Genomic DNA, 18,728 nt, shown 5'->3' with positions numbered 1-18,728 from the left:
AACCATGACACTACCCACGCATCAACGCCTACTTTACTTGGCTATTGCGACTGCCGTTGCATCTACTGCTCACGCGGACAGCAATGCCGTCAATGCCGAAAAAGTAACCGTCACTGGTAGCGCAAACCCTGCTGAACAGCAGGTCGAGCAAGTGACACTAGAGCGCTACCAAGCGACTGATCTAGAAGATATTTTCCGCCAGACACCTGAAGTATCTGTGGGCGGTGGTTTTAGCACAGCACAGAAAGTGTACGTGCGTGGCGTTGAGGACATTAACCTAAACATCTCTGTTGATGGTGCTCAGCAAGCCGGTTATATGTTCCACCACCAAGGCCAGCTCAACATCGAGCCTGAGCTGATCAAGCGTGTTGAAGTCAATGCTGGTGCTGGCTTAGCTACAGATGGCCCCGGTGCGTTGGGCGGTGCTATTCGTTTCATTACGAAAGACCCAGAAGATCTGCTGCGTGATGGCGAAAAAGCGGGCATGTTGCTAAAAGCAGGCTACTACGACAACGCTGATGGTTACAAAGTGAGTGCCAATGCGTTTGGCCGCGTTAACGATAATATCTCTGTTCTAGCGGCACTCACCCGCCAAGACACGGATAACATTGTCGACGGACGTGGTAACGAGCTAACGAACACAAAATCAGAGATCGATAGCGGCTTATTCAAAGTTGTTGGCCACATCACCCCTGATCAAACTGTACGTTTGAGCCATGAAATTCGTAACGACGATGGCCGCCGTAATGTACGTCCGCACTTCATCAGCGCTGGCTGGAACCAAGACAACCAACAACAGAGCCGCCGTAAAACAACCAACGTGCAGTATGAGTTAACGCCCAACAATCCAAACGTTAACGTACGCGCCAACGTCTACCACACCGATGCGTATATTACGCAGCAACCCGATGGCGAAGCTGAGTACGGAGCGGGCGTAGAATCTTTCGGTTATGACCTGCGTAACACCATGGATCTTGGCCAGCACCGCGTAACGGTGGGTACGGACTACCGCAACGATACCGGCTACTACATCAACCCAGAGGCTGATGGCCCGCAGCTTGATGAAGAACTCGATGTAATCGGTGTATACGTGCAGGATGAGTTCGCACTCAACGCCAAAACAACGCTACATGCAGGTGTACGCTACGACCACTATGATCTGGACGATAACATCGGCCAGAACTTCTCCCACAGCGGCTTTAGCCCGAATGTTGGCGTTGACTATGCTGTTAACGACGCGCTGACACTGCGTGCCGGTTATGCACAAGCGCTGCGCGGTGCTAACGTCAAAGAAGCGTTCCTGCTGAACTGGGCAACAAATGACCCGAACCGTAAAGCAGAAGAAGCTGAAAACTTTGAAGTTGGCTTTGACTACCAGATGGATGCGCTAAGCTTCGGTTCTACTGCTTACGTTATGAGCATTGATAACGCTATCTCGCGTATTTCTCGCAGCGTGGTTGGTAACGCAGGCGACGTTAAAGTGAAAGGTATCAGCGCATACCTTGGTTACCGCTTAGATAATACTGAGTTCAACCTCGGCTACAGCCATAACCGCCCTGAACTGGATGGCGAACCGCTGGACGATGGCAACATGGGTATCGGTACGTCTATTGGCGATACACTGACTGCATCTTTAACGCACGAAATGCCAGCACTGAACCTAGAACTGGGTTGGTCAACGGAGCTGGTTAAGCGCCTGACACGCCTCGATGCAGAGCGTGCTGAAAAGCCAGGCTACGGTGTGCATGACGTTTACGCTAAGTGGTTACCAACAGGCAGCGAAGACCTATCGCTGACGCTAACGGTGAAGAACTTGTTTGATAAGCAGTACTTGAACCATGCAAGCTACGGCGTGTCGACAAGCTCGGGCAACATCATCGGTCTACCAGAGCCAGGCCGCGATATTCGCCTAACACTAGCAACTCGCTTTTAAGTAGGTCTGCAAAGAAGCCGCGCTCCCCTTCCGCGGCTTTTTTGCTTTTATATTTTCGGCTAAACCGCCTGTTGGATCACCACCTGTTGCGCTTCTAGCGTTTGTTGCTGCAACACAACTTTGGCCACACTGGCCACCTCTGATGCGCTGAGTAACGGATGCGTCAGCGAAGAGAGTGCCAGCACAATATCCACTGCGGGTAGTTCAGGTAATTCAGGGCGCTCGACAATAAACATATCAGGGCTGAGGCTTGAAACAGCCATCGCACTGACCGCTAAACCTTCGCGCAGTAGGGCTTTAATCGCCGTAGCACTGGATGATGCTGCTAACAGATGATAGGGCCGCAGCGCCTTCTCTAACCCATCAATGGCAGTGGTATGAAATTTACACTGGGCTTCATACAACGCCAGCGGCAGCACTTCTCGATCAAATAACTCAGCATGACCACCATGCACCCAAACGCCGCGTTCGTGGTGCAAAAGGTAGCCCTCATCATGCTCTGGGGCACGGGTAAGAATCGCCGCATGGATCTCGCCATTGTCTAGCATACGTCGCAGGTTCGTACTGTTATCACACAGGAGCTTAAACGTTTGCGTTGGATGCCGAGCGACCAACTGGGCCATCACTTTCGGCAACACAGATTCTGCGTAGTCATCGGGGCTGGCAATGATGATAGGAGGGTGCTCATGCCCCCGTTGCAGATCGCCCAGCGCATCATCGTGCATGGCCACAATACGCCGCGCATAACTGACTAACTTACGCCCATGTTCGGTCAACGCTAACTGACGTCCCTCTTTAATAAACAAAGACTTACCCGCCTCCTCTTCGAGCCGTTTCATCTGCATACTGATCGCACCTTGAGTACGATGTAGCTGCTTTGCCGCACGCGTAAAACTGCCCGTATCAACAAACGCTAGAAAGCTGCGTAACGCCTCAATATCCATTTTCGGGGGTCCTCTATCTATCAACAAAACCAATATCTGCCATCAAAACTATTCGTTAGTCACAGGCGGGAATCTCCATAAGAATAACGGAAAGTCATTTAGGAGGAACCCCAATGGATCTGTATATCGGTAACAAAAACTACTCTTCTTGGTCACTGCGCGGCTGGCTGATGCTGAAAGCATTTGACGTCCCCTTCCAAGAGCATCAATTAGCGCTCTTCAGTGAAGAGTTCTACGCCACACTGAAGGCCTTTAACTGTGCGGATAAAGTCCCGTTGCTAAAAGATGGTGACGTGATTGTTTGGGAGTCACTGGCGATCTGTGAGTATATCAACGAGCGCTATCTGGAGGGCGCAGGTTGGCCTAGCGATGTTGCAGCCCGAGCACATGCACGCGCTATCGCCAATGAGATGCACGCGGGCTTCAACGCATTGCGTAACGAGATGCCGATGAACTGCCGAGCACTGCGCAAAATCGAGGCATCTGAGCAGGCACAAAACGACGTTCGCCGTATTGAGGCATTGTGGGCATCCCTACGTAGCCAATACGCTAGCCAAGGTGACTATCTGTTTGGCGCGTTTAGTATTGTCGATGCGATGTTTGCTCCAGTGGTGCTGCGCTTCCGCACTTATGGTGTCTCGCTTTCGCCTGCTGCGCAGAGCTATGCAGATGCAATGATTGCACACCCTGCCATGCAAGCGTGGCTCGACGCGGCCCTACAAGAGACCGATATCGTTCCAGAAGATGAAGCAGGCGAACCTGTTTAACCCATCAACGCCTGCTGAGAAAGCCGTTGGCAACAGAGTGTTCAACGGCTTCTCCTGCTCAGAAAATCTGCTAAGATCAGGGAATTTACTTAGCTTTACAGGATTTTCTCACTATGGCCTTTACTGGTACCGAACGTTATGTTGCAACCGATGAGCTACGTATGGCAGTTAACGCTGCTGTTACGCTGGAACGCCCGCTGTTAGTTAAAGGGGAACCCGGCACCGGTAAAACCATGCTCGCCGAAGAGGTGGCCGCATCTCTTGGTAAGCGCTTACTGCGCTGGCATGTAAAGTCCACAACGAAGGCACAGCAAGGTCTTTATGAGTACGATGCAGTTTCGCGTCTGCGTGACTCCCAGTTAGGTGATGAGAAAGTTTACGACATCAAAAACTACATCAAGAAAGGGATGCTCTGGGAAGCGTTTGATGCTGATGAGCAGGTCGTGCTGCTGATCGATGAGATCGATAAAGCCGATATTGAATTCCCCAATGACCTGCTAGTCGAACTCGATAAGATGGAGTTCTTTGTCTACGAAACGGGCGAGCGCATCCAAGCGAAACATCGCCCGATCATCATTATCACCAGTAACAACGAGAAAGAACTGCCCGATGCGTTCCTACGCCGCTGCTTCTTCCACTACATTAACTTCCCTGATCGCGACACCATGCAGCAGATCATCGATGTCCACTACCCAGGTATTCGCGATGACCTTGTGCATGAAGCGCTGGAAGTGTTCTTCAAGGTGCGCGAGCTTAACAGCCTGAAGAAAAAGCCCTCCACTTCAGAGTTGATCGACTGGCTCAAGCTACTCGTAGCCGACGATATTCCAGCAGAACTGCTGCAAAACCCCAATGCCAAAGACGCTTTACCGCCACTCTATGGTGCGTTATTGAAAAATGAGCAAGATGTTCACATGCTGCAGCGTTTGGCATTTATGGCACGCCGAGATAACCGCTGATGTTGATCGATTTTTTCAACACCTTACGCCGGGCTCAGATACCCGTCTCGCTAAACGAACTGCTGGTGCTACTCGAAGCACTCAAGCAGCGCGTTGCATTTTGCAGCATTGACGATTTTTATCTGCTCGCGCGGGTATGTCTGATCAAAGACGAGAAACATTTTGATCGCTTCGATCGCGCGTTTGGCCACTATTTCAAAGGGGTCGAAGCGCTAAACCTATTCCCGGATAACGTGATCCCCGAGGACTGGTTAGCCGCTGAGTTCTTAAAACACCTCAGCGATGAAGAGAAAGCGCAGATTGAAGCACTCGGCGGCTTAGATAAGCTGCTCGAAACACTCAAAGAGCGCTTAGAGGAACAAGAGAAACGCCATGCCGGTGGTAACAAATGGATCGGCACCGGCGGAACATCGCCGTTTGGACACTCCGGCTACAACCCAGAAGGGATGCGTATCGGCGGCCAAAGCCGCCATAAAAGAGCAGTCAAGGTGTGGGAAAAGCGCGAATTTAAGAACCTTGATGATAGCGTTGAACTGGGTACGCGTAATATCAAAGTTGCGCTGCGCAAGTTACGTAAGTTTGCTCGGACAGGCTCTGCCAATGAGCTGGACCTGCCCGATACCATTAAGTCCACGGCCGACAATGCAGGCCTACTAGATATCAAGATGGTTCCTGAGCGTCACAACGCCGCAAAGGTACTGCTGTTTCTTGATATTGGCGGCTCGATGGACCCTTACATCCATCTGTGTGAGCAGTTGTTCTCTGCCGCGCGCTCTGAGTTCAAGCACCTCGAGTACTTCTACTTCCATAACATGGTGTATGAAAAGCTATGGCGTGATAACAGCCGTCGCTTTGACGATACGGTTTCGACGTTAGATGTCTTGCATACCTACGGTAAAGATTACCGCGTGATCTTTGTCGGTGATGCGGCGATGTCGCCCTACGAGCTGTTCCATCGCTACGGTAGTGTTGAGCATATGAATGAAGAGGCCGGACAAGTCTGGATGCAGCGCATTCTTGAGGTGTGGGAACGCGCAATCTGGCTTAACCCAACCCAAGAGCGCTACTGGCAATACACCCACACCACCGGTGCAATACAGGAGATGATGGAAGGCCACATGTACCCGCTGACACTGGCAGGTTTAGAAGCCGGTATCCGCCACCTTTCCAAGTAGCTAGCGGCCGCTAGCTACACCCCCATTTGCCTAGATTCCCCCACGAAATTTACTGACTTTAAAGACAGGAAGCTCTGTGATAGCTTTGATGGCTGCATGAGCACACCTGCTCACAAGGCAACTCAATAATAATAAAGGATCACAATAATGAATCTTCTGAAGAAGTCCTTTGGTGTACTGTCATTATCATTGGCAGTCAGTCTTGCGAATGCCGCCGACACACTCAAGATCGGTATTGCTGGGCCACAAACTGGCACGGTTTCGCAATATGGAGATATGCAATTCCAAGGCACACATGCTGCCATCGAGCTCATCAACAAAGCGGGCGGTATCAACGGTATGATGCTTGAAGCGATCGAATATGATGACGCTTGCGACCCTAAACAAGCAGTAGCGGTTGCTAACAAAGTGGTTAACGATGGCGTTCAATTCGTTGTTGGTCACCTGTGCTCAAGTTCGACGCAACCTGCCACAGACGTTTACGAAGAGGAAGGTGTCCTCGCTATCACCTGCTCCACCAACCCATCAATCACCGAGCGCGGCCACGAGCTTATTTTCCGCACTATCGGTCTTGATTCAGACCAAGGCCCGACCGCTGCCAAGTACGTACTTGCGAATCTGAAGCCTAAAAACGTTGCCATCGTGCACGATAAGCAGCAGTACGGCGAAGGGATTGCAATGTCAGTTCATGACGAGCTGAAGAGAGCGGGTATCAACATCGTCATGACTGAAGGCATCACCGCAGGCGATAAAGACTTCTCTTCCTTAATCACGAAGATGAAAAAGAACAACGTCGACTTCGTCTACTACGGTGGCTACCACCCAGAGCTAGGCTTAATCCTACGCCAAAGCCACGAGACAGGCTTCAAAGCACAATTTATGGGCCCTGAAGCGGTTGGTAACAAAGAGATTTCCTCTATCGCTGGTGAAGGCGCTGAGGGCTTACTCGTGACATTGCCATCACGCTATGACCTCTTAGAGAAAAACAAGCCTATCGTTGATCTTATGAAGTCGAAAAGCCAAGACCCAACCGGTCCATTCGTATGGACGAGTGTTGCCGCTGTGCAGTCGATGGTAAAAGCGATTGAGAAGACCGGTGCACAAGATCCTGCAGAAGTCGCAGACTTCTTGCGTGCCAACACGGTAGATACTGCGATGGGGCCACTGACCTGGGATAAGAAAGGCGATTTGATCGGCTTTGAGTTTGGCATCTACCAGTGGCATGCAGATGGCACGGGTTCCCCGCTGTAAATAACGCTTTCTTGCGACAAAAAAATACCCGCACAAAGCGGGTATTTTTTCTGGCGCTACGCTTACAACGTTTATGAATCCGCTTCTACCAGCTCAAAGCTATGCGTGATCTCTACACCACCGCGCTCTAGCATCAAAGAGGCGGAGCAGTATTTCTCTGCTGAGAGCTTCACTGCATTCGCCACATGCTTCTCTTTCAGATCGCGGCCTGTCACAACAAAGTTGATGTGAATTTTGGTAAATACTGCTGGCACTTCGTCCGAGCGCTCCGAGGTGATCTGTGCGACACAGTCAACGACATCCTGACGGGTTTTTTTAAGAATACCCACTACATCGTAGCTCGTGCACCCTCCTAGTCCCAGCAGAATCAGTTCCATAGGACGCGGGCCCGCTTTTTGTTCACCATCAATGGTTACGTTAAATCCTGAACCAGTTGTGGACTGAAAGCGAACATCGCCATCCCACTTAACCTCTACATTCATCGACTTGTCACCCTATCTATTATGAATCAAACAACTCTTTCAGTTTTTGGCCTGGGTCTTCAGCACGCATAAACGCCTCCCCTACCAAGAAACTATGTACTTCGCGCGCACGCATCGCAGCAACATCTTCACGGCTCAGAATACCGCTCTCTGTTACCACAATCTTATTCGAAGGAATGTGATTGAGCAGCTCGAACGTTGTGTCGAGTGTCACATCGAAGGTGTGCAGATTGCGGTTGTTTATCCCAACTAATGGATTATCCAAACGCAGAGCCCGTTCTAGCTCATCACCATCATGCACTTCGATTAACACATCCATACCCAAGCGAATCGCAAGATCGTTCAGCTCTTTCATTTGAGCATCTTCAAGCGCCGAAACAATCAGCAGAATACAGTCAGCGGCGATAGCTCGCGCTTCAAACACTTGGTACGGATCAACCAGAAAGTCTTTGCGGATAACCGGTAACGAGCACGCTTCCCGCGCGGCTTGTAAATATGACTCATGACCTTGGAAAAAATCAGCATCCGTAAGCACCGACAGGCAGCTCGCTCCACCCTTGGCATAGGATTGAGCAATCTCCGCCGGATGAAAAGGATCACGCAACACGCCTTTCGAGGGGCTAGCTTTTTTGACCTCAGCAATAACCGCCGGCAGACCCGCTGCTACGGAGTGTGCCAGTACATTTGTGAAGCCGCGTGGCTGCATCTCGGAATTGCTGGACTGGGCTTTAATCTGACGCTCCAAATCAGCCAAGCTCTTAGTTGCTGAACGCTCAGCAACCTCTTCATGTTTTCGCTCTAAAATCCGTTTTAAAATCGTAGGTATATCTGACATGTTTATACTCTTCTTATAGTCCTTGACTGAAAGCCGCAACCTCCGCCATTTTCCGTGCAGCGGCACCGCTTAACATAACTTCTTTTGCTTTTTCGACGCCCTCTCGGAGGCTCTCTACTGTATCGGCCACATAAAGCGCTGCGCCAGCATTTAACGCAATGATCGCCATTGCTTTATCATTCTCTCCGGCAAAAGCACTGTTGATCAACGCTAGGCTGGCTGCGGTGCTTTCAACCTGCAACCCCTCTAACGTGCTGCTTTTTAGGCCAACGGTTTCAGGCGAGATGACATACTCAGACACCACGCCATCCTTTAGCTCCGCTACATAGGTTTCACCGGACAAGCTAATCTCATCAAGACCATCTTGTGCATGTACAACCATAGCATGCTTCGCACCCAGCGTTTGTAGGGCTTGCGCTAGCGGTAGGCATAGTGCTTTATCAAACACTCCCAGCAAATAGTGTTTCACACCCGCGGGGTTCGTCAGCGGACCAAGTACGTTAAAGATCGTGCGCATCGCCATCTCTTTGCGTGGGCCGATGGCATGTTTCATCGCACTATGGTGCTGTGGCGCAAACATAAAGCCTAGTCCAACTTCGTCGATTGAACGGGCAATTTGCTCCGGCGTCAGGTCTAGCTTCAAGCCTGCAGCCTCAAGTAGATCAGCAGACCCTGAACTTGAAGAGACAGAGCGATTGCCGTGCTTAGCCACCGTGCCGCCGGCAGCGGCAACAACAAACGCGCACGCGGACGAGACATTAAATAGATTGGCACCATCGCCACCCGTTCCTACGATATCCACCGCATTGCTCGCAGTGATATCGACTGGTGTCGCAAGCTCGCGCATAACGCTGGCCGCAGCAGATATCTCATCGACCGTTTCGCCCTTCATACGCAGCCCAACCAATAGACCACCAATTTGCGCATCTGTCGCTTGGCCGGTCATGATCTGCCGCATCACCGCTTGCATCTGACTAGACGAAAGGTTCTGTCCACCAACAACCGCTGTCAGTGCTTCTTTAATATTCATCAAACTCTCCAATCACATTCAACGTTTTGGGTGGACGAAGTTCTCGAGCAACTCGTACCCTTGCTCCGTCATGATCGCCTCAGGGTGGAACTGCACCCCTTCAATAGGCATCTCTTTATGGCGTAACCCCATGATCTCTCTCCCACCGTCCGCTCGTTCAGCCCATGCTGTGGCTTCCAAACAGTCAGGAAGGCTATCAGGGTCAACTAATAGCGAATGATATCGAGTAACGCTTAGTGGGTTGTTCAAGCCTTGAAAAACTCCGGTATTTTCATGATAAATCAACGAGTTCTTACCATGCATTACTTGCTCTGCACGCACAACCTTGGCACCAAACACTTGACCAATACTTTGATGCCCTAAACAAATGCCCAAGATCGGAACTCGGCCTGCAAAGTGTTCAATCGCCGCCATTGAGATGCCAGCTCCTGCGGGGGTACCTGGGCCTGGTGAAATCACCAGCTTCTCTGGCTGCATGGCTGAGAGTTCTTCCAGAGATTTTTCATCATTGCGCACGATCTCTATTTCGGCGCCTAACTCCCCTAAATACCGGACAATATTGTGTGTAAAAGAATCGAAATTATCGATCATCAATAGCATGTAAACGGTAACCTATAACTGTAACTGATCGACGCTATCTATAGAAATGTACAGCCGCCAGACCTTCGCAAGCTGTTATCGCTAAGGGGTGGAAAGTAGTGATCTACAGCGCAGCTAACTTTACCACAGCTTTCTGTAGAACTACCAAGATTAGACACGACGGAACAGATCGCCGCATAGAGACAAGGAGGGGGATGGAAGATTAACGCTTGAGTGCGAACGCCATCATCATAGCGATGCCACAACCCAAGCCAACGGCAGTAGCAGTGCTTCCTGTCGCAATGCCCACGCCAACACCAATGGATGTGCCAACTCCCATACCCACACCGACAGCTTCTTTATTCGAGTAGCGCTTCTCTGATTTCATCATTCCCCAGTTACTCCGTTCTCTGGTTTTATAGACTTCGGAAAAAATTATAATATAATGATAATTATTATTAATTACATTTTCTTTAAATACACCAATGAATGAATGGAAGCAACTCATTACTGCTGGCAATCGAAATTATCCAGCTGATTTGGATCTATCCGAACGCAACTATCAGGAGGCAAAAGCTCGCGCCAGCCACCTGTTTCAACATTGGTTTGATGAGGATGAAGCCGTGGCTGCACTGGTGGTCAGCTACCTCAACTTGGCGGATCTCTACTGCTTCAAGGACCAGCCAGCCAAGGCCGAGAAAGAGATTCAAGCACTTTATGGGTATTTAACCCAGCACTTTATGCAGACTTCCTCTCAAGCACGTAAAGCCGCTATTTATCGAGGCCTCAAACAAACTTATTCCGCTTATCTCATTCACGCTCAGAGCTACGACGTATTCAATGATCCACTCAGTTGCCCAACTAACTGGCTAGAGAACGAGCGCGACGTATCTTGCACAACGACCCAAACAACCCAACACAATGGAGCTTCAAAGTGATCTACTCCCTGTTAAATACAATCAACCGTATCAAGCCGTTCAGCACTGCAGACGCTCACTGCGACATCCCGTGCAAAATCTATGATCCCCAAATCGCTCAGATTGCTGCATTGAGCGTGATTCGCTTCATCGACCTAATCCAAGAGCTTGAGCAGAAAGAGCAACTAACCTTGGCCGACCACGCGACACTTAGCCGCCTGGTGCGTGAAAAAGAGATTCACGCCGCCAAAGTCAAAGAGGAAGTACGCACCATTTGGGGAGATTATTTCAAGCAGCCGCAATTCGAACAGTTCCCTGACACGCATGAGCTGGTCCATCAAATCATGCTGACAGCTTCGGCTTGCAAGCAAGGCATCGGCAGAGAGAGTGGCGAAAAGCTACTTACATTAGTCAACGAGTTTGCGGCGAGTTTTTGGCAAACGAAAGGCGTTGACACTTATACAGCTGATTGCCCATACCCGCCACAGATGCAAACTGTTTACCCTAAACTGGGCTAATCGGTTTGTTGTCTATCCACCGTGTCCGGGGCGATAGTATGTCACCGTCGTTATGCGACGGTGATTTTATTGTCTCTTTCAAAGGGCGACTACGCCGATATAAAGTGGATGATATTGTTGTTGTGCAGCACTCGCTTTACGGCGTGATCGTTAAGCGGATCAAAGAGGTTTACCCGACGGATAGCTTTGCGCTCATAGGTGATAACCCAACCAGCACATCAACGGAGCAGATGGGCACGATCGAAAAAAACGCTATTATCGGGCGCGTGGTGTTGCATATACGCCGCCCTCATCTACCGGCGCGAAACGCACCATAACCGCGAAACGCGATCTAATCGATCTAGTGGCGAATACGCTCTACTTCAAAGTGCCGCCCTTCCCGCCATAACACAAGGCACTGCTTCGCTTGCAAAGGCCCTAATAACCGCCAATTCTGCAACGTTCGTAACCAGCGTAAACGTAAAAGCGTTGCGCTAACAAAGGCGATGAAGCCTAGCGTCAGCGTTACCGAGCTTTGCAGCATAAATGCCAAGAAAAACGCGTAGCTGCCGTAAAGTTTTAGCAACCAAACCAGTAAAGATGTTGAGAGCATACTCGAACCTTCGTTGCTGACTTCAACTTAGTTTAGCCGATAAAACGCAGTTCTTCTGTTGCCACAAATTTGGGCGTGGGCCGCCAACACAACAACAGAGCTGAACACTGACCCTGACATCGCGCCAAGCAAAATCGAGTGTCGCAATTTACCACCCCTAAAACTTCACTACCTTTGACATCAGTTAATAGGAAAATAGGCCGCATTGAATTATGCTACTGCTCTTACAAATATGCAGATTGGACGAGTGAGGGCATACTGTGGAAGAGAGTAATATCTGGGTTATCAGTGTTATCGCGTTGGCTGTTGGCGGTCTGATAGGTTACCTGATGGGGCGCTCTGGCAATGCAAATAACGCAGAGCAAGAAGCCGAGTTGGCAGCCGCTAAAAAAGAGCTGCAGAGCTATAAAGAGCAAGTTGCGCATCATTTTGAAGATACTGCCAGCCTCGTTAATAAAATGACTGAATCCTACCGCGATGTGTTTCAGCATCTTTCAAGTAGCGCACAACAACTGTGCGATGAGAAAACAGCTCAGAGTATTGAGGCCACCATGGTGCCTCAACTTACAAAAGAGAAGCCGGTCAGCGCAGAAGAAGAGAGCACTGAAGCAGATACCGAGGCACCGGTGACAAGCATGGAGCCTCCACGCGACTACGCGCCAAAGAAGCCAAATGAAGAGGGAACGCTGTCTGAAACCTACAGCGTAAATACAGATACCCAAGAAGCACCTGCGCCCTCAGAAGAGACAAAAGAGAGCGCCGATAAACAAGAGGATGAGAAAGCTAAGTAGAGATTAGCTTAACATCCGACAGGCCTCTAAGTGAGGCCTTTTTTATACCGGGTTATCAATATCAACAAAGGTATGTTCAAGATTAAACTTCTCAGCTAACAGCTCACCGAGTGCTTTAGCGCCGTAGCGTTCTGTTGCATGATGCCCTGCTGCAAAGTAATCGATACCAGCCTCACGCGAAAAGTGAACCGTAGGCTCTGATATTTCGCCAGATATGTAAGCATCAACGCCAGCAGAAAATGCCTTTTCAATATAGCTTTGCGCTCCACCGGTACACCAAGCAACACGCTTAATTTCCCGATCTATGCCTGCTATATGCAATGGCTCACGCCCCAAAGCAGACGCTATTTGCTGGCTAAATTCTGCCCCACTCATAGACTCAGGCAGATAACCTACCATACCGATTGCGCGCCCTAGTTCACCATCCAGACCGGATTCAACAACTAAGCCTAGCTGCCGCGCCAACTGGGCGTTGTTGCCGACTTCCGGATGGGCATCTAGCGGCAAGTGATATGCCAATAAACTCATCTCATGCTGTAAAAGTGTATTCACACGGCGCTTTTTGATACCTGTGACGGTTTGGTCTTCGCCTTTCCAAAAATAGCCATGATGAACCAACACAAGGTCCGCCTCTAGCTCTACCGCCTGATCCAAGAGTGCTTGGCAGGCCGTTACACCAGAGACAATGCGCTGAACCTCTGGTTTACCCTCTACTTGCAGACCATTGGGACAGTAGTCTTTGAACAGGTGTGTATTCAGCAAACCATCACAATAATTCACCAACTCACGCAAAGGTAACGCCATAAAGTAGCCCTCGTATTAGCAACCAGATTGATCAAGACGTATAATTCTACGACGTTATACTCTTTTCACCAGCACTTCTGGGTTATATTGATGCGGAACATGAATTTCCTCGGCTGGCCCATCGTCACGGGTGTGCTAATAGCCGTTATCATTTTGCAGTTTTTCCCGAATATGTTTGCACCTCCCGTCACTACGGTAGAGATTCGCGAGACAACTGCCGATACGCCTCACTTAGGTAATGGCCCTATATCCTATGCCGATGCGGTGGAAACGGCCTCCCCCGCCGTTGTAAACATCTACACTCAGCATGTGGTGAAACTGACACAGCACCCGATGGTTGATGACCCGACGTTTAAGCGCTTCTTTGATTTGGGTGATATGCCACAGCGCGAGCGCATTCAATCAAGCCTTGGATCAGGAGTTATTCTTAACCAGCAAGGTTATATCATTACCAATAATCACGTGATCGCCGGAGCAGATCGAATTGTTGTGGCGTTAAAAGATGGCCGCGAAGCACCAGCCAAGATTGTTGGAACAGACCCAGAAACAGATCTTGCCATCCTTAAAACTGAGCTAAAACAACTACCGAGCATCACACTATCAAGCTCTGATAGCTTACGCGTCGGTGACGTTGTGCTCGCAATCGGTAACCCATTTGGAGTCGGCCAAACGGTTACGATGGGCATTGTCAGTGCAACCGGCCGTAACGGGTTGGGTCTCAATACGTATGAAGACTTTCTGCAAACCGATGCTGCTATCAACCCCGGTAACTCGGGTGGCGCATTGGTTGATGCTATAGGTAACCTTGTTGGTATCAACACCGCGATCTTCTCTAAATCTGGTGGATCTCAGGGTATCGGCTTTGCCATACCTTCTAGCCTTGCTAAAAAGGTGATGACGGACCTGATCGAGCACGGCCGAGTTATCCGTGGTTGGTTAGGCATTGAAATTCAAGAGCTGACACCGCGCCTTGCGGAGTCATTCGGCCTTGAGGATGTTAACGGCCTTATCATTGCCGGTATCTATAAGGATGGCCCCTCCCATCAAGCAGGGTTACAACCGGGAGATATTATGCTGACGATTGATGGCAAACCCGTTGAAGGGCGTAAGTCGATGATTGAGATCGCTGATGTCAAACCCGGTACCAAGCTCCCTATCGAATTTATTCGCAACGGCAAACGCTACAACACCAACATTATCGTCGGCGAGCGCCCACTGACTCGTCCCGGTTAAAAGTGCCACACCTATCAATAAAAAAGGCCTCTTTTCGAGGCCTTTTTTAATCGTTACGCATTTACTTCTTGATGCGATATTCAGCGGAGCGCGCATGAGCTGTTAGGCTCTCCCCGCGCGCTAACACCGACGCGACCTTACCCATTTCGGAGGCACCATCTGCTGAGAACATAATAAGCGACGAGCGCTTTTGGAAGTCGTATACACCTAGCGGTGACGAGAAACGTGCAGTGCCAGAGGTGGGCAGTACGTGGTTTGGCCCGGCACAGTAATCACCTAACGCTTCTGCGGTGTAACGTCCCATAAAGATTGCACCGGCGTGGCGAATCTTCGGCAAAATAGCTTCTGGGTCTTCAACCGATAACTCCAAGTGCTCTGGCGCAATACGATTACTGATCGCAATAGCATCATCCATATCACATGCAAGGATAAAAGCAGCGCGATCTTGTAATGATGTTTGGATAATATCGCGGCGTTCCATCGTCGGCAGCAGTTTAGCAATGCTAGCTATAACGGCCTCAATGTGCTCAGCACTGTCAGTTACAAGGATCGACTGCGCCAGCTCATCGTGCTCCGCTTGCGAAAAGAGATCCATCGCCACCCAATCAGGATTTGTCTGGCCATCGCTGATCACAAGAATTTCAGACGGCCCTGCTATCATATCGATGCCAACCGTTCCAAAAACAGCTCGCTTGGCTGTCGCTACAAAAATGTTACCCGGCCCGACAATCTTATCTACCTTAGGCACCGTTTGTGTGCCATATGCCAACGCGGCTACGGCCTGAGCACCACCAATCGTAAAGACACGATCCACACCCGCTAAAGACGCAGCCGCCAATACCAGCTCATTAAGCTCGCCGTGTGGCGTTGGCACCACCATGATAATCTCGCCGACACCAGCTACCTTTGCAGGCATAGCGTTCATAATCACCGATGATGGGTAGGCCGCTTTGCCACCTGGCACATAAAGACCAACACGATCCATAGGCGTAACTTTCTGTCCGAGCATCGTGCCATCGGCTTCAGTATAGCTCCAAGAGTCAGTCAACTGCTTTTCGTGGTAGCTACGGACACGCGCAGCGGCCACTTCCAGCGCTTCACGCTGCTCAGCAGGAAGGTTAGCTAATGCTGCAGCGAGGCGTTGTGGGCCGATCTCTAAGTCAGCCATAGACGCCGCACTAGTATGATCAAACCGGTTGGTGAACTCGACAACCGCTTCGTCTCCTCGCGCTCGAACATCAGCCAAGATATCATCAACAATCGCGTTGACCTTCGCATCAGAGACCGACTCCCACGCCAACAGATTGTCTAGCTGCTGATCAAAATCGGCCTGATCAGTGCTTAAACGCGTAATTTCTGGTGCTGACATCTCTTTACTCCTGATCGCGGCGTGCTTTTACAGCTTGTTCCATCATATCGAGAATGGGTTGAATTTGGCGATGCTTCATCTTCATTGCAGGCTGGCCGACAACGAGACGCGAGCTGATATCAGCAATATGATCCATCGGCTCCAAGCCGTTGGCGCGCAAGGTGTTACCGGTATCGACGATATCAACGATACGATCAGCCAACCCCATAATAGGCGCTAGCTCCATCGCACCATAGAGCTTCACGATATCAACCTGACGGCCCTGCTTCGCGAAGTACTGGCGCGCAACATTGACGAACTTAGTAGCGATACGCATCCGCCCTTCGACCGCTTCAGCACCTTTCATGCCGGCAACCATCAGTTTGCACTTCGAGATTTCAAGATCTAGTGGCTCATATAAACCCACACCACCATGCTCCATAAGTACATCTTTACCCGCGATACCCATATCAGCACCGCCGTACTCTACGTAAGTTGGTACGTCGGTTGCCCGAATAACAACGAATTTAATGTTGTCATGGTTAGTATCAAAGATTAGCTTACGGCTCTTAAAGATATTCTCTGCTGGAACGATATCAGCTGCCTCAAGCAGAGGGAGTGTTTCTTCCAGAATGCGCCCTTTTGATAGTGCGATCGTCAACTGCTGCTTTTTCATAACCTGTGTCTTTAACCTGGGATACGACGGATACTTGCGCCGATCATTTCAAATTTCTCTTCTATGCACTCATAGCCACGGTCGATATGGTAAATACGATCGATGACAGTTTCGCCATCAGCCACCAAAGCCGCAATAACCAAGCTTGCAGAAGCCCGCAAATCCGTTGCCATAACAGGTGCACTGCGCAGTTGTTCTACGCCTTCAATCGTTGCAGAGTTACCATCGATGAGAACATTGGCTCCCATCCGGATCATCTCTTGCATGTGCATAAAGCGATTTTCGAAGATCGTCTCTTTAATTCGGCCCACACCTTCTGCCACCGCATTTAGCGCAGCAAACTGTGCCTGCATATCCGTTGGGAAGGCTGGGTGTGGTGCTGTCGTGATATTCACAGCCTTAGGACGACGTCCCTCCATATCCAGCGAAATCCAGTCTTCACCGACTTCAACCTTCGCGCCCGCTTCCTGCAATTTTTGCAACACAGCTTCCATGATATCTGCTCGGGTATTCTTCGTTTTGACGTAACCACGTGTCGCAGCGGCCGCTACCAGATAGGTGCCCGTCTCAATTCGATCCGGCATAACCGAATAACGGCAGGATTTCAATGACTCGACACCTTTAACGATAATCGTATCGGTACCAGCGCCTTGGATATCAGCACCCATGGCAATCAAGCAGTTAGCTAAATCAACTACTTCGGGCTCACGTGCTGCGTTTTCAATGATGGACTGACCTTCTGCCAACGTAGCTGCCATCAAGATGTTTTCGGTGCCTGTTACGGTGACTACATCAAAAAAGATCTTCGCACCTTTTAAACGACCATTCGATTTTGCGCGAATGTAACCGCCTTCTACCTCAATATCTGCGCCCATCGCCTCTAAACCGCGAATGTGCAGATCAACCGGACGGCTTCCAATTGCACAGCCGCCTGGCAACGACACTTGGGCCTCACCGAAGTGAGCCAGTAGCGGGCCTAATACCAAGATAGAAGCACGCATCGTTTTAACGAGTTCGTAAGGCGCATGAAACTCTTTAATTGCGCGAGTATCAATCTCCACACTGAGCTTTTCATCCACCGTCAGCTCAACACCCATACGGCGAATGAGCTCCAGCATGGTGGTAATGTCATGCAGATGCGGCAGATTACAAATTGTGACCGGCTCATCGGCTAGCAGAGTTGCAGCCAAGATAGGCAAAGCAGCGTTCTTTGCACCAGAAATACGGACTTCGCCATTCAAGCGAGCGCCGCCTTGAATCATCAGTTTATCCATTTAAAGGAAGGTCCACCGCAGTTAATTAGTTTTGCAAGTTAGCCCATTGCTCAGGCGTGTATGTTTTGATCGTTAGCGCATGAATGGTGCCGTTGGCGATGTGCTCGTTTAGGCTGGCATAAACCATCTGCTGCTTTTTAACGGGCATCAAACCTGCGAATGCATCACTAATAACGGTTACTTGGAAGTCACATCCTTCACCCGCTGTTATCACTTCAGAACCTTCAAGATGGTTTTCTATGATCTGCTTCACTTCTTGGGCGTTCATGCACTACTCCGCGTGTACTGTAAATAAAAGAGGGATGATACCGAAATCACCCAAAAAAGGCGACGCGACCTATTGCTCGGGTCAGAATAGCGCCAGACCGACAAGCTTGCTCATTGCGAGCATGTCTTCTGGTATGTGTTGGAAAGTCACAGTTTTCCCGGACACCTGTCCAAGCCGACTACAGCAAAGGCACAGGGATAGCGCACTACTATCAACACGCTCAACGCTGGAAAGGTCGATGACGACCTCTCCCTCTGCCCCCTTTATAAAGCTCTCCGCCGTTTGGCGCCGGGCCTCTATGACATCAAACGTTAAAGGGCCTGCTAACTGCAAGGTATTGGCGTTGTCCATT

23 protein-coding genes are annotated in these 18,728 nt (G+C 50.1%); 10 read left to right on the top strand and 13 right to left on the bottom strand.

The window, feature by feature from the left end; genetic code table 11:
* The first annotated feature begins 4 nt into the window (after positions 1 to 4).
* Positions 5 to 1,933 carry a TonB-dependent receptor gene (locus E4L36_RS04610; protein WP_136679422.1) on the top strand — a complete coding sequence of 643 codons (1,929 nt, stop codon included), beginning with the start codon at positions 5 to 7 and terminating at the stop codon, positions 1,931 to 1,933.
* 59 nt (positions 1,934 to 1,992) lie between these two features.
* Here E4L36_RS04610 and E4L36_RS04605 read toward each other — a convergent pair whose 3' ends face one another.
* Positions 1,993 to 2,877, bottom strand: coding sequence for a LysR family transcriptional regulator (locus E4L36_RS04605; RefSeq protein WP_127694179.1), 885 nt, complete (start codon positions 2,875 to 2,877; stop codon positions 1,993 to 1,995).
* Positions 2,878 to 2,990: 113 nt separating this feature from the next.
* On the opposite strand from E4L36_RS04605, the gene E4L36_RS04600 reads away from it, so the two are divergent.
* From E4L36_RS04600 to E4L36_RS04585, 4 genes are all read left to right on the top strand, one after another.
* Positions 2,991 to 3,644 (top strand): glutathione S-transferase family protein, encoded by a 654-nt coding sequence (locus tag E4L36_RS04600; protein ID WP_136679421.1) that lies wholly within the window; start codon positions 2,991 to 2,993, stop codon positions 3,642 to 3,644.
* A 113-nt stretch (positions 3,645 to 3,757) separates the two neighbouring features.
* Entirely contained in the window at positions 3,758 to 4,603 is an 846-nt protein-coding gene (locus E4L36_RS04595; protein WP_136679420.1) for a MoxR family ATPase, read from the top strand.
* Positions 4,603 to 5,778 carry a VWA domain-containing protein gene (locus E4L36_RS04590; RefSeq protein WP_136679419.1) on the top strand — a complete coding sequence of 392 codons (1,176 nt, stop codon included), beginning with the start codon at positions 4,603 to 4,605 and terminating at the stop codon, positions 5,776 to 5,778. The genes E4L36_RS04595 and E4L36_RS04590 overlap by 1 nt, the downstream gene beginning before the upstream one ends.
* Before the next feature lie 147 nt (positions 5,779 to 5,925).
* Positions 5,926 to 7,029, top strand: coding sequence for a branched-chain amino acid ABC transporter substrate-binding protein (locus E4L36_RS04585; protein WP_136679418.1), 1,104 nt, complete (start codon positions 5,926 to 5,928; stop codon positions 7,027 to 7,029).
* Positions 7,030 to 7,100: 71 nt separating this feature from the next.
* Here the strand turns inward: E4L36_RS04585 and E4L36_RS04580 are convergent, their stop codons facing one another.
* The 5 genes from E4L36_RS04580 to E4L36_RS17790 all read right to left on the bottom strand — a co-directional run bounded on the left by E4L36_RS04580 (position 7,101) and on the right by E4L36_RS17790 (position 10,346).
* Positions 7,101 to 7,511 carry an OsmC family protein gene (locus tag E4L36_RS04580; protein ID WP_127694184.1) on the bottom strand — a complete coding sequence of 137 codons (411 nt, stop codon included), beginning with the start codon at positions 7,509 to 7,511 and terminating at the stop codon, positions 7,101 to 7,103.
* A gap of 19 nt (positions 7,512 to 7,530) precedes the next feature.
* Positions 7,531 to 8,346 (bottom strand): indole-3-glycerol phosphate synthase TrpC, encoded by an 816-nt coding sequence (gene trpC / locus E4L36_RS04575; protein WP_127694185.1) that lies wholly within the window; start codon positions 8,344 to 8,346, stop codon positions 7,531 to 7,533.
* A gap of 13 nt (positions 8,347 to 8,359) precedes the next feature.
* Complete coding sequence (gene trpD / locus E4L36_RS04570) at positions 8,360 to 9,376, bottom strand: anthranilate phosphoribosyltransferase (protein WP_136679417.1); 1,017 nt, start codon at positions 9,374 to 9,376, stop codon at positions 8,360 to 8,362.
* 18 nt (positions 9,377 to 9,394) lie between these two features.
* The gene (locus E4L36_RS04565; protein WP_127694187.1) at positions 9,395 to 9,976 is read right to left on the bottom strand and encodes an aminodeoxychorismate/anthranilate synthase component II; all 582 of its coding nucleotides are present in this window, start codon (positions 9,974 to 9,976) and stop codon (positions 9,395 to 9,397) included.
* 202 nt (positions 9,977 to 10,178) lie between these two features.
* On the bottom strand, positions 10,179 to 10,346 hold the full coding sequence (locus E4L36_RS17790) for a hypothetical protein (RefSeq protein ID WP_164847075.1): 168 nt from the start codon (positions 10,344 to 10,346) through the stop codon (positions 10,179 to 10,181).
* A gap of 94 nt (positions 10,347 to 10,440) precedes the next feature.
* Between E4L36_RS17790 and E4L36_RS04560 the strand changes: the two genes are divergently transcribed.
* Genes E4L36_RS04560 through E4L36_RS04550 form a run of 3 tightly spaced genes read left to right on the top strand, consistent with a single transcriptional unit; the run spans position 10,441 to position 11,707 of the window.
* Complete coding sequence (locus E4L36_RS04560; protein ID WP_136679416.1) at positions 10,441 to 10,893, top strand: hypothetical protein; 453 nt, start codon at positions 10,441 to 10,443, stop codon at positions 10,891 to 10,893.
* Positions 10,890 to 11,390 (top strand): superoxide dismutase, Ni, encoded by a 501-nt coding sequence (gene sodN / locus E4L36_RS04555; protein ID WP_136679415.1) that lies wholly within the window; start codon positions 10,890 to 10,892, stop codon positions 11,388 to 11,390. The genes E4L36_RS04560 and sodN overlap by 4 nt, the downstream gene beginning before the upstream one ends.
* 5 nt (positions 11,391 to 11,395) lie before the next feature.
* The gene (locus tag E4L36_RS04550) at positions 11,396 to 11,707 is read left to right on the top strand and encodes a S24/S26 family peptidase (protein WP_346763624.1); all 312 of its coding nucleotides are present in this window, start codon (positions 11,396 to 11,398) and stop codon (positions 11,705 to 11,707) included.
* Between the two features lie 23 nt (positions 11,708 to 11,730).
* Here the strand turns inward: E4L36_RS04550 and E4L36_RS04545 are convergent, their stop codons facing one another.
* Positions 11,731 to 11,982, bottom strand: coding sequence for a hypothetical protein (locus tag E4L36_RS04545; RefSeq protein ID WP_136679413.1), 252 nt, complete (start codon positions 11,980 to 11,982; stop codon positions 11,731 to 11,733).
* A 260-nt stretch (positions 11,983 to 12,242) separates the two neighbouring features.
* Between E4L36_RS04545 and E4L36_RS04540 the strand changes: the two genes are divergently transcribed.
* Entirely contained in the window at positions 12,243 to 12,773 is a 531-nt protein-coding gene (locus E4L36_RS04540; protein ID WP_136679412.1) for a DUF1043 family protein, read from the top strand.
* A 42-nt stretch (positions 12,774 to 12,815) separates the two neighbouring features.
* Here E4L36_RS04540 and E4L36_RS04535 read toward each other — a convergent pair whose 3' ends face one another.
* A complete protein-coding gene (locus E4L36_RS04535) occupies positions 12,816 to 13,577 on the bottom strand; it encodes a Nif3-like dinuclear metal center hexameric protein (protein WP_136679411.1) in 762 nt (253 codons plus the stop codon).
* A gap of 90 nt (positions 13,578 to 13,667) precedes the next feature.
* Here E4L36_RS04535 and E4L36_RS04530 point away from each other — a divergent pair, with 90 nt between their 5' ends.
* The gene (locus E4L36_RS04530) at positions 13,668 to 14,810 is read left to right on the top strand and encodes a trypsin-like peptidase domain-containing protein (RefSeq protein ID WP_276606060.1); all 1,143 of its coding nucleotides are present in this window, start codon (positions 13,668 to 13,670) and stop codon (positions 14,808 to 14,810) included.
* 61 nt (positions 14,811 to 14,871) lie between these two features.
* On the opposite strand, the gene hisD is transcribed toward E4L36_RS04530, so the two are convergent.
* The 5 genes from hisD to E4L36_RS04505 form a co-directional block, all read right to left on the bottom strand.
* On the bottom strand, positions 14,872 to 16,179 hold the full coding sequence (hisD, locus tag E4L36_RS04525; protein ID WP_136679409.1) for a histidinol dehydrogenase: 1,308 nt from the start codon (positions 16,177 to 16,179) through the stop codon (positions 14,872 to 14,874).
* 4 nt (positions 16,180 to 16,183) lie between these two features.
* On the bottom strand, positions 16,184 to 16,834 hold the full coding sequence (gene hisG / locus E4L36_RS04520; protein WP_136679408.1) for an ATP phosphoribosyltransferase: 651 nt from the start codon (positions 16,832 to 16,834) through the stop codon (positions 16,184 to 16,186).
* 11 nt (positions 16,835 to 16,845) lie between these two features.
* On the bottom strand, positions 16,846 to 18,108 hold the full coding sequence (gene murA / locus E4L36_RS04515; protein ID WP_136679407.1) for a UDP-N-acetylglucosamine 1-carboxyvinyltransferase: 1,263 nt from the start codon (positions 18,106 to 18,108) through the stop codon (positions 16,846 to 16,848).
* A 25-nt stretch (positions 18,109 to 18,133) separates the two neighbouring features.
* Entirely contained in the window at positions 18,134 to 18,376 is a 243-nt protein-coding gene (locus E4L36_RS04510; RefSeq protein ID WP_127694198.1) for a BolA family protein, read from the bottom strand.
* 81 nt (positions 18,377 to 18,457) lie between these two features.
* Positions 18,458 to 18,727 (bottom strand): STAS domain-containing protein, encoded by a 270-nt coding sequence (locus E4L36_RS04505; RefSeq protein WP_136679406.1) that lies wholly within the window; start codon positions 18,725 to 18,727, stop codon positions 18,458 to 18,460.
* Between the last annotated feature and the right edge of the window lies 1 nt (position 18,728).

The organism is Neptunomonas sp. XY-337 (genome assembly GCF_004959845.1).
In the GTDB taxonomy this organism is placed as follows: Bacteria; Pseudomonadota; Gammaproteobacteria; order Pseudomonadales; family Balneatricaceae; genus Neptunomonas; species Neptunomonas marina.
The sequence above is the reverse complement of the archived record's forward strand: the minus strand, read 5'-3'. Positions and strand labels throughout refer to the sequence as shown.

Coding starts and splice junctions, on each gene's coding strand:
- E4L36_RS04610 (WP_136679422.1), top strand. CDS start 5: ATGACACTACCCACGCATCAACGCCTACTTTACTTGGCTATTGCGACT.
- E4L36_RS04605 (WP_127694179.1), bottom strand. CDS start 2,877: ATGGATATTGAGGCGTTACGCAGCTTTCTAGCGTTTGTTGATACGGGC.
- E4L36_RS04600 (WP_136679421.1), top strand. CDS start 2,991: ATGGATCTGTATATCGGTAACAAAAACTACTCTTCTTGGTCACTGCGC.
- E4L36_RS04595 (WP_136679420.1), top strand. CDS start 3,758: ATGGCCTTTACTGGTACCGAACGTTATGTTGCAACCGATGAGCTACGT.
- E4L36_RS04590 (WP_136679419.1), top strand. CDS start 4,603: ATGTTGATCGATTTTTTCAACACCTTACGCCGGGCTCAGATACCCGTC.
- E4L36_RS04585 (WP_136679418.1), top strand. CDS start 5,926: ATGAATCTTCTGAAGAAGTCCTTTGGTGTACTGTCATTATCATTGGCA.
- E4L36_RS04580 (WP_127694184.1), bottom strand. CDS start 7,511: ATGAATGTAGAGGTTAAGTGGGATGGCGATGTTCGCTTTCAGTCCACA.
- trpC (WP_127694185.1), bottom strand. CDS start 8,346: ATGTCAGATATACCTACGATTTTAAAACGGATTTTAGAGCGAAAACAT.
- trpD (WP_136679417.1), bottom strand. CDS start 9,376: ATGAATATTAAAGAAGCACTGACAGCGGTTGTTGGTGGACAGAACCTT.
- E4L36_RS04565 (WP_127694187.1), bottom strand. CDS start 9,976: ATGCTATTGATGATCGATAATTTCGATTCTTTTACACACAATATTGTC.
- E4L36_RS17790 (WP_164847075.1), bottom strand. CDS start 10,346: ATGATGAAATCAGAGAAGCGCTACTCGAATAAAGAAGCTGTCGGTGTG.
- E4L36_RS04560 (WP_136679416.1), top strand. CDS start 10,441: ATGAATGAATGGAAGCAACTCATTACTGCTGGCAATCGAAATTATCCA.
- E4L36_RS04545 (WP_136679413.1), bottom strand. CDS start 11,982: ATGCTCTCAACATCTTTACTGGTTTGGTTGCTAAAACTTTACGGCAGC.
- E4L36_RS04535 (WP_136679411.1), bottom strand. CDS start 13,577: ATGGCGTTACCTTTGCGTGAGTTGGTGAATTATTGTGATGGTTTGCTG.
- E4L36_RS04530 (WP_276606060.1), top strand. CDS start 13,668: ATGCGGAACATGAATTTCCTCGGCTGGCCCATCGTCACGGGTGTGCTA.
- hisD (WP_136679409.1), bottom strand. CDS start 16,179: ATGTCAGCACCAGAAATTACGCGTTTAAGCACTGATCAGGCCGATTTT.
- hisG (WP_136679408.1), bottom strand. CDS start 16,834: ATGAAAAAGCAGCAGTTGACGATCGCACTATCAAAAGGGCGCATTCTG.
- murA (WP_136679407.1), bottom strand. CDS start 18,108: ATGGATAAACTGATGATTCAAGGCGGCGCTCGCTTGAATGGCGAAGTC.
- E4L36_RS04510 (WP_127694198.1), bottom strand. CDS start 18,376: ATGAACGCCCAAGAAGTGAAGCAGATCATAGAAAACCATCTTGAAGGT.
- E4L36_RS04505 (WP_136679406.1), bottom strand. CDS start 18,727: ATGGACAACGCCAATACCTTGCAGTTAGCAGGCCCTTTAACGTTTGAT.